This is a genomic window from Niallia sp. FSL M8-0099 (assembly GCF_038006945.1).
Classification (GTDB): domain Bacteria; phylum Bacillota; class Bacilli; order Bacillales; family Cytobacillaceae; genus Niallia; species Niallia circulans.
In genome coordinates, this window is sequence record NZ_JBBOWF010000001.1 from 1,293,327 (window position 1) to 1,307,796 (window position 14,470).

General features: G+C 32.9%; 15 protein-coding genes. 10 read left to right on the forward strand and 5 right to left on the reverse strand.

What is annotated here, in order from left to right; all coding sequences use genetic code 11:
• Positions 1-2 precede the first annotated feature (2 nt).
• Positions 3-1,160, reverse strand: coding sequence for an aminotransferase A (locus NSQ92_RS05995; RefSeq protein WP_047942968.1), 1,158 nt, complete (start codon positions 1,158-1,160; stop codon positions 3-5).
• Between the two features lie 135 nt (positions 1,161-1,295).
• Positions 1,296-1,487, reverse strand: coding sequence for a hypothetical protein (locus tag NSQ92_RS06000; protein ID WP_047942970.1), 192 nt, complete (start codon positions 1,485-1,487; stop codon positions 1,296-1,298).
• Positions 1,488-1,765: 278 nt separating this feature from the next.
• Here NSQ92_RS06000 and NSQ92_RS06005 point away from each other — a divergent pair, with 278 nt between their 5' ends.
• The 3 genes from NSQ92_RS06005 (at position 1,766) to NSQ92_RS06015 (ending at position 4,967) form a co-directional block, all read left to right on the forward strand.
• A complete protein-coding gene (locus tag NSQ92_RS06005) occupies positions 1,766-2,293 on the forward strand; it encodes an RDD family protein (RefSeq protein WP_047942971.1) in 528 nt (175 codons plus the stop codon).
• Between the two features lie 138 nt (positions 2,294-2,431).
• The gene (locus tag NSQ92_RS06010) at positions 2,432-3,733 is read left to right on the forward strand and encodes an MFS transporter (protein WP_047942972.1); all 1,302 of its coding nucleotides are present in this window, start codon (positions 2,432-2,434) and stop codon (positions 3,731-3,733) included.
• 328 nt (positions 3,734-4,061) lie between these two features.
• Positions 4,062-4,967 (forward strand): chemotaxis protein, encoded by a 906-nt coding sequence (locus NSQ92_RS06015; protein WP_061796799.1) that lies wholly within the window; start codon positions 4,062-4,064, stop codon positions 4,965-4,967.
• 588 nt (positions 4,968-5,555) lie between these two features.
• Here NSQ92_RS06015 and NSQ92_RS06020 read toward each other — a convergent pair.
• On the reverse strand, positions 5,556-6,023 hold the full coding sequence (locus NSQ92_RS06020) for a YkyB family protein (protein ID WP_047942975.1): 468 nt from the start codon (positions 6,021-6,023) through the stop codon (positions 5,556-5,558).
• A 270-nt stretch (positions 6,024-6,293) separates the two neighbouring features.
• Here NSQ92_RS06020 and NSQ92_RS06025 point away from each other — a divergent pair, with 270 nt between their 5' ends.
• Positions 6,294-8,393 (forward strand): sensor domain-containing protein, encoded by a 2,100-nt coding sequence (locus tag NSQ92_RS06025; RefSeq protein WP_341152475.1) that lies wholly within the window; start codon positions 6,294-6,296, stop codon positions 8,391-8,393.
• Between the two features lie 315 nt (positions 8,394-8,708).
• On the opposite strand, the gene NSQ92_RS06030 is transcribed toward NSQ92_RS06025, so the two are convergent.
• Positions 8,709-9,431 carry a C39 family peptidase gene (locus tag NSQ92_RS06030; RefSeq protein WP_095321856.1) on the reverse strand — a complete coding sequence of 241 codons (723 nt, stop codon included), beginning with the start codon at positions 9,429-9,431 and terminating at the stop codon, positions 8,709-8,711.
• A gap of 341 nt (positions 9,432-9,772) precedes the next feature.
• Between NSQ92_RS06030 and NSQ92_RS06035 the strand changes: the two genes are divergently transcribed.
• On the forward strand, positions 9,773-10,990 hold the full coding sequence (locus NSQ92_RS06035; protein ID WP_047942979.1) for an EAL domain-containing protein: 1,218 nt from the start codon (positions 9,773-9,775) through the stop codon (positions 10,988-10,990).
• Positions 10,991-11,095: 105 nt separating this feature from the next.
• Positions 11,096-11,701 (forward strand): DUF3993 domain-containing protein, encoded by a 606-nt coding sequence (locus NSQ92_RS06040; RefSeq protein ID WP_047942981.1) that lies wholly within the window; start codon positions 11,096-11,098, stop codon positions 11,699-11,701.
• 55 nt (positions 11,702-11,756) lie between these two features.
• Here the strand turns inward: NSQ92_RS06040 and NSQ92_RS06045 are convergent, their stop codons facing one another.
• Positions 11,757-11,993: a glutaredoxin family protein gene (locus NSQ92_RS06045; protein ID WP_047942982.1), complete on the reverse strand. Its 237-nt coding sequence runs from the start codon at positions 11,991-11,993 to the stop codon at positions 11,757-11,759.
• A 354-nt stretch (positions 11,994-12,347) separates the two neighbouring features.
• Here NSQ92_RS06045 and NSQ92_RS06050 point away from each other — a divergent pair, with 354 nt between their 5' ends.
• The 4 genes from NSQ92_RS06050 to NSQ92_RS06065 all read left to right on the forward strand — a co-directional run bounded on the left by NSQ92_RS06050 (position 12,348) and on the right by NSQ92_RS06065 (position 14,444).
• Positions 12,348-12,584 carry a YkuJ family protein gene (locus tag NSQ92_RS06050; RefSeq protein WP_016200943.1) on the forward strand — a complete coding sequence of 79 codons (237 nt, stop codon included), beginning with the start codon at positions 12,348-12,350 and terminating at the stop codon, positions 12,582-12,584.
• A 152-nt stretch (positions 12,585-12,736) separates the two neighbouring features.
• A complete protein-coding gene (locus NSQ92_RS06055) occupies positions 12,737-12,925 on the forward strand; it encodes a hypothetical protein (RefSeq protein WP_251687474.1) in 189 nt (62 codons plus the stop codon).
• Positions 12,926-12,991: 66 nt separating this feature from the next.
• Positions 12,992-13,444: a cyclic-di-AMP-binding protein CbpB gene (gene cbpB, locus NSQ92_RS06060; RefSeq protein WP_341152476.1), complete on the forward strand. Its 453-nt coding sequence runs from the start codon at positions 12,992-12,994 to the stop codon at positions 13,442-13,444.
• 100 nt (positions 13,445-13,544) lie between these two features.
• Complete coding sequence (locus NSQ92_RS06065) at positions 13,545-14,444, forward strand: LysR family transcriptional regulator (RefSeq protein WP_095321860.1); 900 nt, start codon at positions 13,545-13,547, stop codon at positions 14,442-14,444.
• Positions 14,445-14,470: the final 26 nt, after the last annotated feature.

Genomic DNA, 14,470 nt, shown 5'->3' on the forward strand with positions numbered 1-14,470 from the left:
TTTTATTTTGCTAGATGTATTTTTACATATTCCTCTAAACGATTGCATGCATCTTCCAATGTTTCCATAGAATAGGCAAAGGAAATTCGAAAATATCCTTCTCCTAATTCAGAAAAGGCACTTCCAGGAACAACTGCTAGATTTACTTTATCGACTAGATCAAGGCAAAAATCAAAAGAATTCAATTTAGCTGTTGGCACTTTTATGAAAAAGTAAAACGCCCCATCTGGCATAACTACATCCAATCCAATAGAGGACAAGCGATCATACACATATTTTCTTCTTCTTTGATAATCTTCTCTCATAGGTGCTGCATCATTAATACCAATAGTTAAAGCTTCTAATGCCGCTCTTTGCGAGATTGAAGAGGCACAAGTTACATTATATTGATGGACTTTAATGATTTGTTGACAAAGATAAGAAGGAGCAAATAATAGACCAACTCTCCATCCAGTCATGCTATGTGATTTAGATAGACCATTAATCACAATAGTTTGTTCGCGTAGATATTGAGCAATGGATACATGCTCTTGATCATATAGTAATTCACTGTATATTTCATCTGCTAAAATAAAGATATCTTTTCCTTTAATCAGGGCTGCAATCTCCTTGATTTCTTCTTTTGTTAGGCTGACACCTGTTGGATTTGACGGATAGGGTAAGACGATACATCTTGTTTTTTCCGTGATATATTTTTTTATGACGTCAGCTGTAAAACGGAAAGAAGTATGACGAATATCAGCATGCACAGGAACCGCACCACATAAACGAATAATTGGTTCATATCCAGGATATACAGGTCCTGGCAGGATTACCTCCACTCCACCGTCGAGAATTGTTCGAAATGTCACATCAATAGCTTCGCTAGCTCCCACGGTAACAATCACTTCTGTGGAAGGATCATAAGAAAGATTATATTTTTTATTTACAAAATGGGATGCCGCTTCCCGTAACGCAAGGTCTCCAGCGTTATGTGTATAAGAAGTATAGTTTTCATCAATGGAAGTTTTTGCTGCCTCTTTAATATGTAGTGGGGTGGGAAAATCAGGCTGGCCGATGGTTAAAGAAACCATTCCTTTTTTTCCAGCAACCATATTAGCGAACTTTCTAATACCAGAAATCTCAATATTTTTAACTTTTTTATTGATTAAATGTTCCATATCAAGTCTCCTAACGTAACGTATTCTATAATGATATCAAAAGCTATGATTGTTTTAAATACATAAAACAAAATAAAAAGAGCAGGGGATAGAAGAATATATCCCTGCTCCAAGCTTGCTCTAATATCTATTTAATTAGTAACCATAATCCCAATCAACGCCTTCTTCCATTAATAAAAGTTGTTCATGGTTTGATTGATTCAGATGATTTTCTAAAAGCAGTTTCCCATTGTCCATTTTATCTGTTTTTTTCCATGTGTCTAAATCGACATTTTCTAGAAAAGTTACCGTTAAGTCATCGTGAAAAAGAATTGCAGTACCCTTCATTGTGTACTCGTCCTCTCTTTAATTAATTAAATAATATTCGGTTTTCTTCCTTCACAACTTACACTATTAGCGTATTCTAATAGCATAAAATCGTCTAGGTGTTTGTTTGACATTTCACAAATTAGAAAAAAACAAATAAACATTTTATGAACTTTTAAAGACAAGGAGCAGGAAGGTTTCTCTTTTGTTTAATAATTGTAAAGCTAGCAGTCATTTCATAAAAAAGGTTGTTTAGAAAATAAATACCATTTATCATATTAGTGGGGAGGGGAAAATAAATGGTAACAACTATACAAATAGAAGAAAAGGAAAATCATCCTCAATATGCAGGATTTTGGATTCGTTTTGGAGCATGGGCAATTGATAGTATCATTTTAGGCATTCCATTATTATTTTTTTCCAATATCATTTTTGCTTTATTTATTAGTTCAATGGAAATACCGGATGAATTATTGATGGATCCAGCCAGTATAAATGCATTATCTGATTCTGAAATTTTATCTCTATTAGGCTCATTAATGACCGCTTTTTTGGGAACGATGGCAGTATGTATGTTTATTAGTCTTTTTTATTATTCACTGCTTCATTCCTCTAAATGGCAAGCGACGATTGGAAAGAAATTATTAGGTTTAAAGGTAGAGGATTTGAAAGGAAATAAGCTTTCTTTCTGGAGAAGTCTAGGAAGATACATCGTATCAAGTCTCCTTTCAGGGATTTTATTAATAGGCTTTATTTTGGCAGCGTTCACGGAGAAAAAACAAGCGTTACATGATTTAATTGTAGGTTCCATTGTTGTAAAAAAATAATTCATAAACCTGTGGGCTTATCCATAATGTGAGTAAGACGACAGCATTATGGATAAGCCAAATGGTTCTTAAGGAGAACAAACAGGAGTATGTTGTTTTATCCCTACATACCCGCTATTTGAGAGGAGTGCTTAATAGATGGAACCGATAACTAATAAAACAGAAATAAAAAAAAGAGGGCTGGCATTATATTTTTCTTTGCCTATAATCTCATGGGCCCTTTATGATGCGGCCAATACTATTTTTTCGTCTAATATTAACACTATCTTTTTTCCTATGTATTTGCAAGATATGATTGGCTCAAATGAAGTTAATAAACAGATTGCTTCGACTTTTATTTCATATGCGAATGCATTAGCCAGCTTTCTGTTAGTTATCTTTACACCATTATTTGGCGTTATGATGGACAGAACTGGAAGAAAGAAAAAATATATTGTTATATTAACATTATTAACCGTATTTGGAACCATAGCTATGGGTTTTTTCTCTTTTATCCCGTCTACACAAATGATATTTGGGATTCCGATATCTTTATCACTTGTTATCCTCTTTTTTGTTTTATCTAAATTTACTTATCATTCTAGCTTAGTGTTCTATGATACGATGATTTCTGATTTAGGAACAAAGGAACAGATTCCATTAATCTCAGGTTTTGGTGTAGCCATCGGTTATATTGGAACACTGATTGGATTAACTGTTTATCTCTTTATAGATAAAGGGGCATATAATCAATCCTTTATTCCAACTGGTATTCTTTTTTTACTTTTATCCTTGCCATTATTTTTTTTCATTAAAGATACACCAAAAGAAAATATCCAAAAACAATCTGTTCTTTCTGGATATCGAGAAATAATAGAAACTTTTAAACAAATGAAAAGTTATCGGAAAATTTTCACCTTTATGCTTGCTTACTTTTTTCTAAATGATGCATTAGCTACTACTATTGCGACGATGTCTGCATATGCCAATGCGGTTATTGGATTAGATACTGGTAAATTTATTGTTCTTTATCTTGTGTCAACTATTGCAAGTATTATTGGTTCCTTTGTTTTTGGATATATAACGAAAAGTGTTGGTGCATACAGAGCTGTTCGTTATGTGGGGATACTGTTAGTTATTGCGATAATTATTGCAACGCTTGCTAAGAATGAAGGGTTATTCTGGGTAGCTGGCAGTTTATTTGGAGTAGCGCTTGGAAGTATGTGGGTAACAACAAGATCATATATCGTTGAAATTACGCCGGAAGAGAAAAGAGGACAATTTTTTGGTTTATTTGCTTTTTCTGGAAAAGTATCATCTATTATCGGTCCTATAATATATGGGACGATTACATTTGTTTTTGCTGAGTATGGTAATATGGCAAGTAGATTTGCACTAGGTTCCTTAATCATTCTAACTATTATCGGATTAATTATTCATGCACGTATAAAGGAAGAATGATATTGAAAAAACTTTTCTTCTTTCCAATAGAAGAGGAAAACTAAGCTGTTCATGAAAGCTAACGATAGAAAATATTCTTTGAGAGGATTGGAATATTTTCCTATTGTTCTTTCATGAACAGCATTTTTTTTAGCCATTTACTAGTAAAAATCGTGGAGACTGAAATACTATCGGATGGTGAACAGCTTTTCGTCTTTCGAATTTAGGGAAATTAGCGAGTCCTACTTTAAGAGTGGATAAAAAGTCCGATATAAAAGATAGGTATAAATAATTTGATGTAGTCTGGCTAAATAAGTGAATTTTTAGGCGAGCGAAAGGACAAACAGAAATGAAAAATGATAAAGGGATACTTTTAGAAACGGGAACAAATGAATTAGAAATTGTAGAATTCAGCGTAGGAAAGAATCATTTTGGAATCAATGTGATTAAGGTTAAAGAAATCATTAATCCAGTACCTATCACACCAATCCCACACGCACACCCATATATAGAAGGGATTATGGAGTTAAGGGGAGAAGTATTAACTGTTGTTAATCTTGCAAATGTATTAGGTTATCCTCCTTCTGATACTCCTGAAAAGGACAAGTATATTGTTTCTGAATTTAATAAAACAAAAATAATTTTCCATGTTCATAATGTAACACAAATTCATCGTATATCATGGGAAAACATTGAAAAACCATCTGAGACATATTATGGAACGGAAAGTCAGATTATCGGGGTAGTCAAATTAAATGGAGAAATGATTTTATTATTAGATTTTGAAAAAATCGTTGTTGATATTAATCCGGAGTCGGGAATCAATGTTCAACAAGTAAAAAAATTAGGTGAAAGAAAAAGAAGTGACAAGAAACTAATTGTTGTGGAAGATTCTGCCCTTTTAAGAAAATTATTAGAAGACACTTTAAATGCTGCTGGATTCCAGGATATCACCTTTTTCGAAAATGGGCGTGAAGCATTAGACTATTTAACAAAAGCTATAGAGAACGGTCATCCAGTAGAAGAAGCTGCTCAGTTAATGATTACCGATATAGAAATGCCTCAAATGGATGGACATCATTTAACAAAAGTAGTGAAAGACAATCCTGACTTAGCAGCATTGCCAGTTGTTATATTTTCTTCGTTAATTACAGATGATTTAAGACATAAGGGCCAGGTAGTAGGAGCGAATGATCAAGTAAGTAAACCTGAGATTAATGAATTAATTCATATTATCGATAACATCATTTTATAAAATGTTGTTGATGTATGGTGTGGCCTTTTAGTTTAGAGACGGTTACCTGTATACTATAGATTCCCAATACTGGTCTTTGTTGATTCATATTACTTTGCATTTCTATTCTTCATTTATGAAAAATAACATTTTGTAGAAGGAAGCTTTATGAGATGCACAATTAAAACGAGACTCAACATAACTAAATAGAGGATCTTTCTGCGGGAAAGAAGCGGATTCTGCTTAATTTGTCTTTAAGAACTACTTAAAAGACCTGGGGCATAAGTGTCCCAACCAAATATAAGCCCAACCAATTATACAAAGAAGTTGAAAAAAGTTCCGTATAATTGGTTGGGTTCTTATTCTTTTTAGGAACGAAGGTTTGTGATGATCACCCGCAGCCTCAATATTGTTCGGTTATCTAATAGTAATTTTCTGAAACAGCCTTTTAGGACGAAAAACAGCCACCCCAGCATTCGAACGTTCATGTGATGGGGTGGCTGTTTCTTTAGTTGAAATGCTTATTCTAGCCACATTCTTGTATTATAATAAGGCTGCTCATTTTCTTTTAATTGATAGAATCGAGGGGATTACCGTTTTCATTCAAGATTAATAGCTTTCACCAAGTTTTTTAAAAACAGGTTTTTGGTATTTCTTTTTGCGGATTGAATGATTTGGTGGTGTCTCTTCTTTTAATCCAGTATAGGTGGATAAAAGCTTTTTAGATTGTGTTAAGGAAAGAGTTGATTTGGGATTTCGAATACTTTGATTGAGAGATCCTAAATGTGGCAATTCCTCAAAATCCTTTTTAGTCGGAGGCAAATGAAATGTATAGTTTTCACACGCAATCAATAAATCTGATTGTTGTTGACTATATTTTGGATTATTTGAGAAGTGTAGACCGATTTTCTTTGCTTTTCCTTCTGCTAATAGTTTATGTAAACTGTCATGTTTTAATTTATATAAAAACTTTGGGTTTGGAGCAGTCTTTGCATGACGGTTTACAACTGAGATTGCTTGTAGAAGATTTACAACAGTAGGTTGTATTGGCGGCGGATATTGTTGCTGCTTATTCAATTGTTTTAACTCTCCTTTCTATTGTTTAGTACAAGTTATTATACTATTTTTACGAAAGAAAGGAAATAAAAAAAAATAGCTTGTCTGTCAAGTGTGCTCCTGAAGCAAGATTAAGATAAACTTTATTTTAAGAATAGACATAATTTTTTATCTATTTGAGTACAGAAATGGATTCACATGCCGATAATAGTAGTAAAAGAAGACGTTGGTGTATTGTGTATATCTTTTAAGAACAAATTAATATATTGCTGCATGTAAGGAATGAGATGGATGGACAAATATAACAAGAATAGCACAAGTAAGAAAATGATCGCTCAATCCAAATCAAATATAGAGAATATTATTTTTGAAATTATTTTTATGTATATTAAAGATATGGTCTTTATTATGAAAGTCGAGAAAGGGGAAGTTTTTCGCTATATTTTTGTGAATGAAGCTGCATACTTGTTTGCTAAATTACCACTCAACTTTATAGGGAAAAAAATCCAAGATGTTAATTCTGCCTACATAGCGGCTAGATTACAAAAGGAATATTCTACAGTATGTAAGATGAAGGGAAATCATAGTTATACAGATGAAATCAAGCTTGAAGATGGAAATATTATCTATGCAGAATCTGTTTTAACGCCTATAAAGGATGATCAAGATGAAGTAAAATATATTGTTTCTATTACGAGAGATATTACAGAATCCATCAAGGAAAAACATTTATTACTTGAAAGTGAACAACGATTTCGTTCATTAGTAGAGAATAACTTAGATGCTGTTCTCACAGTCAATTTAGATGGAGTTATACAGGAGGTGAATCCTGCTGGATTGAAATTAATTGGTTTTAGTGACGAAGCTAAAACGATTTTTTCGCTTTATGATCTAATAGATAGGGAGAATACAGTTTTTTATGGAAGTTTTAGAAAATGTAAACTGACAAATACATCACAATCAATCGATTGTAAATTAATGAGCACAAAGGGAACAGAATTATCTGTACATTCAAAATTCGTACCTATTATAGTGAATCGAACCATTAAGGGGATTTATGTCATCTTAAGAGATATTTCAGAAAGGAGGAAGACGGAAGAAAAGATTCAGTTTATGTCTTTTCATGATCAGCTGACAGGACTTTATAATAGACGAGCTCTAATGGAGGATATAAATCTTGAAATAAAAAGAGCGGAAACAGAGCAAGCTGCTTTCGCCTTAATGACCATTGATTTAGACAGATTTAAATATATCAATGATACATTTGGTCATATTGTAGGTGATCAAATTCTTGTAAAAGTAGCGGAACGCTTATTAGAGTTTAATAATTACAAATGTCATGTGTATCGTCAAGGAGGAGATGAATTTAATATTCTCCTTTCGCAGACGAATAGAAAAGAAGCAGCAAGCAATGCTCAGCAAATCCTTTCAACCTTTGCTAATTCTTTCTATCTAGATTCTCAGGAATATTATATAAGTCCCAGTATTGGAATTAGCATGTATCCACAGGATGGAGAAGATATTGAAACATTGATAAAAAATGCTGATGAGGCACTTTTTCGAGTAAAAGAAAGAGGCAAAGCACACTATCAATTTTATCGTTCTGATATGACAACAGCTTTAACTAATATAGTATCAATTGAAACAAAATTACGAAAAGCTATTCAAAGGAATGAACTGAAATTGTATTATCAGCCGCAAATTGATTTGAATGATTATACTTTCAATAGCTTTGAAGCACTATTACGGTGGGAGAGTCCATCGTTAGGCTTGGTTGCTCCAAATGACTTTATACCGCTTGCTGAGGATACGGGTCTCATTATATCGATTGGGAATTGGGTTATTGAAACGGCGTGTGAGCAGATAAAGATTTGGAAAACACTTTACAACCTAGATACCAGAATCGCTGTGAATATTTCTCCTAAGCAATTTCAACAACCTAATTTTGTAGAAGTAATTCGAGATGCTATCCAAAAATATAACATCCAGCCATTCCTCTTAGAAGTGGAAATTACAGAAGGGGTTATGGAGAATATTAAAGAAGCAGTTCCTATTTTGCGGAATTTAAAGGAATTGGGTGTTATTATTTCTGTTGATGATTTTGGAACGGGCTATTCTTCTCTTAGCTATATAAAGCAATTTCCCATCGATGTGTTAAAAATTGACCAGTCTTTTATTAAAGATGCTGTGATAAATGCCAAGGATGCTGCCATTACAACTACAATTATTCACTTAGGTCAAAATTTAGGAATGGAAGTAATTGCAGAAGGTGTCGAGAATAAAGATCAAGAAGATTTTTTAAAAAAGGCAAATTGTCAGAAAGCACAAGGTTATTATTATTCAAAGCCATTGACTTGTGAAGACGCAGAACAATTTCTTAGGCAATTTTAAACATGACTGATAAGAGTAAATCATAAACATACAGTAGGGAAGGATAATTGAAAATTTGCCATTATAATTTAAGTGTTTAAAAAGTGTGAAGTCTTGATTTTATAGGGAATAAGAGGGTGGAGAGTAAGGCAGCCTGAATACAAATTCCTAGGGTTAGCGCGATCAAGAACTCATATGAAGAGCAGCGTTCGCCTACATAGAAAGTGAAGTGTATTCAAGCTGCTGATTAGCTGTTAGCAAATACTAAAGGGAATACAGCCAGCCACTTAGAATATTCAGCTTTGATCCATACAAAGTGTAAAAAACTTTTTGGCTTTAGCGATAACTAATTGCTCTTGACTTTAAAGCATGCCAGGAGTTAATAAAGTTTTTTTTATTTACTTTGACGTTTTTCTTACCAGATAAGGGATCATTTAAGTAAACATGCTCTTTACTGAACCCGACTAAAACAACTGCATGTAAATCCAATGGTGTTTTAATTGTTCTTCCATTATGTTCCCATGATTCCCATCTATCGGGTAAACGATAATCCCCTGTCGTCCACACGACAATTGGATAACCATTCTCAACATGTTTTTCTAAGTCATGAAAAGAAGAATTTGTTAAATTAACTGCTCTTTCAGGTAAATATTTGTTAACAAGATCTTCCATTGGTCTATCAAATACAGCGTAACCAGCCTTTTTTCCAGTCATATCTCCAACAAAGCCAATAGAAGGATCTCCCCATTTAATAATATTTCCGTTTTTTCGGACTAATGGATCTGAGTCCTTCTCTATGTCTTTAAAAAGGTCCATTTTCGTTACTTTAACACCAGCATAATTTAAGACCATTGCTAAACTTGTTACCTCACATCCATATCGTAATTCTGGATTTTGTTTTATCAATGGAACATCTAACAGTATTTTATTAGTAGAGCTTGATACTTGACTTACTATTTCGTTTTTTTGTCTTGGATGGTCATCAATATGGAAGTATTCCCAAACTTGCTCCGAACTAAAAAAGGGAGCGAGCAAAAGTAATAGTTTCAACAACTTCATATTACTACCTCTTTCTTGCCAACTCCTAATGTTATCATACGATATTATCATCAAAATATGAGGGCATATTATTACCAAGAAGGCTAAATTAAGTTGATTCAAGTTTAGGGATTGTTTAGAAAATAGAAAGAATTTTCTATCATTATTTCGATAGCTAGGTGTTTATATGATATAATTAAGTTTATTTAATTTCTTAAAATAAAGTGAAGAACCTTTGCTTACTAATTAATAAATCCATTTAAGATAAAGACTTTTTACTTTTTGGAAGGCGTCGATTTGCCAAATTCTTAATTATGATATGCAAAGGAGCTTGCTTTTCTTATTAGGGAGGCGATCAAAATATGGATGCTTTGGATATTTTGACTGATTTAGAAAATGTCATCCCTTATTTTCAAGCTATTTTTAGCGCTGATGAACATCAGGTTATTGGATATGAAGTATTAGGTAGATACAATGGGCAAAATGGAGTGGAAAGTCTTGGCGATTTTTTTGTAGATGAAGGAATTCCAGATGAATATAAGCTTGAAGTAGATCAAGTTATTTTGACAAAAGCTTTGGATAAAGCTTTATCCCTTGATGAGGACGTATTGCTCTTTATCAATAGAGATGCTGAAATGCTGATGAAGGATGATGGAGAATCATTTTTAGATACTTTATTGGAGTACGAAGAGAAAGGCATCAAGCTGAATCGGATCGTTCTAGAGCTGTCTGAAAGAAATTATCAAGGACAATTTGATCATTTAGATCATTTATTAATTTACTATCGAACATATGGTATAAAGATTGCGATTGATAAAATGGGAAGCGATAGCAGTTATCTTGATCGCCTAAGTGATTTAGGGCCTGACATTTTGAAGATTGATTTATTGGCTTTGCGGTCTACGTCCACCTCGCACACTTATCAAGATGTATTGTATTCATTATCTATGCTTGCTCGAAAAATTGGTGCTACTTTATTATTTGAAAATATCGAGATGGTTTATCAGCTTCAATTTGCTTGGAAAAATGGAGGAAGATTTTATCAAGGGTATTACTTACATTATCCAGAGGAGAATTTCGTTGAACGTAATATTAGAAAGGAAACATTGAGAAATATGTTTCATGAATTTATCCTTTCAGAAAAGAAGAAATTATCGACGATCTATGACTTAACAGAAGAGTTTCAAGGTCAATTACAAGCACTGCTTGTCAAATACAAGAAATATTCTACCTATGAGGAGTTATTAAAATTACTGTCTGCCGAGTTAACGGATGCTGCTTTTCGAATGTATGTTTGTGATGAAGATGGGTTTCAGAAATCTGCCAATATCATTAAATATGAGAATGATTGGCTTATACAACCCGAATATGCACATAAAAATTGGAGTTGGAGACCATATTTTTTAGAAAATATTATGAAGATGCGAACTGAAAAACGAGGGATATTATCCGATCTATATAGTGATATTGAAACCGGTGAAACGGTTAGAACGTATTCTTATCCGTTAAATTCAAAAGAATATTTATTTATTGATTTGTCCTATAATTATCTTGATCGAATGAAATTATTGCTTCCTTAACAACAAGCTGAAGAGATTTTCTCTTCAGCTTGTTTTATTAGGAATAGAAAGGGTATGGAATAGTAATGAAATGGAATCAGCGTAATTAGAGAAGGGAAGGATTTGATGAAAAAAAGCTTCTTTATCTTATTGATTATTTCTATGTGGAGTGTTTTTCCGTATTCCATTGACGCCGCCAGCCATTTGACAAGTCGAGAGGAAGTATTCGCTTTTGTAGAAAAGGCATTCCGGGCACAAGTATCATTAAGTAAAGAAGCAAGAGAAATGGAGGAGATAGAAGAAATCCTAACGCCTTATTTTTCAGACAAACTAATTTATTTATTTCTTAATGAAAACTTGACTGGAGAACAAGGGAACTTTTTTACATATGGTAATGAATTTGGTAAATATTATCTACCTTTTTATCAATTATCAGAACAAACCTTTGTAGAACAAGAAGAGAATAGTATACTCCTATATGAATATTATGAACCAATTGTTATTGGAGAAAAAGTATATGAAGGTTCTTATGAAGGGATTTTGATAAGAAAATGGAATAATAAATGGCTTATAACCAATATGCTTTCAGATAAAGAGGTAAGGTCCATTTTAAAGAGTAAAGAAAAAAACTATAGTACATTAGTGTATATGCCGTTATTTTCCATTGATAATCAAGTTACTTATATAAAGAATAATAAAAACTATAATGATGTAAACACAAATCATCTCTAATATTATCATTGTAAAGTTTATGGCGCACATTAGGTGCTGTACGCCATAATAAGTATTAAGAAAGATTCAAAGCTTCCTTTAGCTTTTCCAAATCAAATCCATAAATGACCGTTCCATCAATTACGAATGTTGGAGTGGAAAAAGATTGATATTTCTTTATTAAGTCTTTTTTGGCACGAGGGTCCTTTTGAATATCTCTCATTTCGAAATCAAAACCATGTTCTTTTAAGAATAGCTTTGAATATTCGCAAGGGGGACAATCTGGTTGAGTAAACAATGTGATTTGATGCATAATGTTCCTCCTACTTTTATCTTTAACTAATCATACAAAGAAAGTTATTATCATGCAATTCTTTTGAGTGATAAAAGAAGTTCTTGTCATCATTTTAGCTAGAAATTATACTCCTAAGGAAAGTGTGTATGTTAATTTGTCAAATGGTAAGAATATTCAGAGGAAATAAATAATAAAAAAACACCGAGTTTTTTTCAGTTTTACTTGGACAAACTCTCGACAATCTTTTATTCTGTTAGTATTGGCATTTTACACAAGAGGCGAATTGTACTAAATTAAACGAAGAAAGTGTATAGAAACATGCTAATAGTGAAACCTATGCTTAATAAAGGTTTGTTTGAAAGGAGAGAGAGCATGTCACAATTACAAGGCATATTAACAAGATTGAAAAATCTACAAGAGCAGGCAACTGGGGGAGAACCAACTCAACGTTTCTTTGAGGTAAATGGAGAGAGAAAGTGTCAAGTAACATTCCATCCAAAAACAGAGACGTTTGAACTAGAAGTATATAATGACAAGGAAAAACCAAAAAGATATCAATTTGATAATGTTGATATGATTACAATTGAGATTTTTGATTTAATTCAGTAATCTTATTTAAAAAAACCTTCAGCAAGGTGGAATAGTCCATTTTGCTGAAGGTTTTTTTTACTTCTAGTATTAATAGTCCTGCTAACGGCTAGTAAATCAGGAGAATTCAATATAAGGATAAAAACCTGCTGAACATTGAAGATTTTTCCTACATGAAAAAAACATGGGAAACCATACTAATGGTTGAGGTGATAAATATGATGCCGACAGTTATTTGTCCAGAATGTTCAAAAGAAGAAAAACTAGAGAATGTCTTAACTGCTCAATCTAATCAAAATGTAATCTTTCAATGCCCACATTGTCAACTGCTTGTAAGGAATATAAAAACGAGTAAGGGTTAAAAGAGCATAATGCCGAGAACTATGATAAAATGAGGTATAAATATATTTTGTGAGGAGTTTTCGGCTATGATAAGTATGCACAGCGAAGAGTTTTTAAACATTACTTTAAAGGACTTATTAATTCCATCTGAACGAGTAGCACATGTGCAGATAGGAAATAGTTTAGAACACGCTCTGCTTGTCTTAACAAAAAGTGGATACTCAGCAATACCAGTATTAGATGCTCATTATAAACTCCATGGCTTAGTCAGCACTCCGCTCATCATGGATAGCATATTAGGCTTAGAAAGAATTGAGTTTGAGAAGCTTGAAGAAATAAAAGTAGAAACAATTATGAATAAGGTAATACCAAGAGTGAAGAGCAATAGTTCTGTATTACATACGATAAAATATTTAGTAGACCATCCTTTTATTTGCGTGGAAACAGAAGATGGCTATTTTGATGGAATTTTAACAAGAAGAGCAATATTAATGCGAGTTAATATTTATTTGCATCAAATCAATCAAAATGAACGCTAAACGTATTATACCTTCATCTACGGCTGCCGCTCTTGTCTGCCTCTTCATTAGAGATGTATCCCTCTTTTGATAACAATTTTTATTTTATGAGGATAATGTTATGTCAACAATTTCTGAATTACAACTATTAACTGTACTTTCACAGGAAATGAATATGCGCAAAGCAGCAGAGAGATTATTTGTCACCCAGCCAGCCCTTTCTCAAAGGCTGCAAAATATTGAGAAAGACTGGGGAACCCCGTTATTTATTAGGTCACAAAGAGGCCTCTCTCTTACTGCCGCAGGAGAATTAGTAACGAAATTTGCAAGGGAAACTTTAAAAAAAGAAGAAGAAGTAAAAGAATCCATTCATGCATTTAAAGAAGAGGTATATGGAACATTAAAAATCGCTGTCGCTAGTATAGTAGGACAAAATTGGCTTCCAGAAGTTTTAAAACGATTTGTCGAGCGCTACCCACAAGCAAAAGTATCATTAGTAACTGGTTGGAGCAGCGATATGATGAAATCAGTTTCAGAGGATAATATGCATATCGGTATCATAAGAGGGGTATCTGATTGGAAAGGGATAAAAATGCATTTATTCGATGATCCACTTTATTTAGTGGATCGAGAAATTGCTCAGTTAGAAGATATTGCCTTAACTGATCGACCGTTTATCCAATTTAAAAGTGATTCTAACTATTACGAAGAAATACAAGTTTGGTGGCATCAGAATTTGCAAATGCCTCCTAAGAATACTATTGTTGTAGATCAAATTGAAACATGTAAACAGCTTTCTTTTAATGGCATTGGATATAGTATCTTACCTTCCATTGCCTTAAGAAAAGCTGATGAGGCACTATCAAGAATACCATTATTTAATGATAATAATAAACCTATTACAAGAGGGACTTGGTTAATTGGCTATGAGGCAAATTTTCAATTAAAGCAAGTTCAAGCGTTCTTAGAGATTGTCAATGAATACCTTGAAGAAGAAAAAGTGAAAGCAATTAATCCTTAATATTATAATAATTATTGCTTGTTTTC

Excerpts from the sequence above, each read along its gene's own strand:
- NSQ92_RS05995 (WP_047942968.1), bottom strand. The coding sequence starts at position 1,160 with ATGGAACATTTAATCAATAAAAAAGTTAAAAATATTGAGATTTCTGGT.
- NSQ92_RS06000 (WP_047942970.1), bottom strand. The coding sequence starts at position 1,487 with ATGAAGGGTACTGCAATTCTTTTTCACGATGACTTAACGGTAACTTTT.
- NSQ92_RS06005 (WP_047942971.1), top strand. The coding sequence starts at position 1,766 with ATGGTAACAACTATACAAATAGAAGAAAAGGAAAATCATCCTCAATAT.
- NSQ92_RS06010 (WP_047942972.1), top strand. The coding sequence starts at position 2,432 with ATGGAACCGATAACTAATAAAACAGAAATAAAAAAAAGAGGGCTGGCA.
- NSQ92_RS06015 (WP_061796799.1), top strand. The coding sequence starts at position 4,062 with ATGAAAAATGATAAAGGGATACTTTTAGAAACGGGAACAAATGAATTA.
- NSQ92_RS06025 (WP_341152475.1), top strand. The coding sequence starts at position 6,294 with ATGGACAAATATAACAAGAATAGCACAAGTAAGAAAATGATCGCTCAA.
- NSQ92_RS06030 (WP_095321856.1), bottom strand. The coding sequence starts at position 9,431 with ATGAAGTTGTTGAAACTATTACTTTTGCTCGCTCCCTTTTTTAGTTCG.
- NSQ92_RS06035 (WP_047942979.1), top strand. The coding sequence starts at position 9,773 with ATGGATGCTTTGGATATTTTGACTGATTTAGAAAATGTCATCCCTTAT.
- NSQ92_RS06040 (WP_047942981.1), top strand. The coding sequence starts at position 11,096 with ATGAAAAAAAGCTTCTTTATCTTATTGATTATTTCTATGTGGAGTGTT.
- NSQ92_RS06045 (WP_047942982.1), bottom strand. The coding sequence starts at position 11,993 with ATGCATCAAATCACATTGTTTACTCAACCAGATTGTCCCCCTTGCGAA.
- NSQ92_RS06050 (WP_016200943.1), top strand. The coding sequence starts at position 12,348 with ATGTCACAATTACAAGGCATATTAACAAGATTGAAAAATCTACAAGAG.
- NSQ92_RS06055 (WP_251687474.1), top strand. The coding sequence starts at position 12,737 with ATGAAAAAAACATGGGAAACCATACTAATGGTTGAGGTGATAAATATG.
- cbpB (WP_341152476.1), top strand. The coding sequence starts at position 12,992 with ATGATAAGTATGCACAGCGAAGAGTTTTTAAACATTACTTTAAAGGAC.
- NSQ92_RS06065 (WP_095321860.1), top strand. The coding sequence starts at position 13,545 with ATGTCAACAATTTCTGAATTACAACTATTAACTGTACTTTCACAGGAA.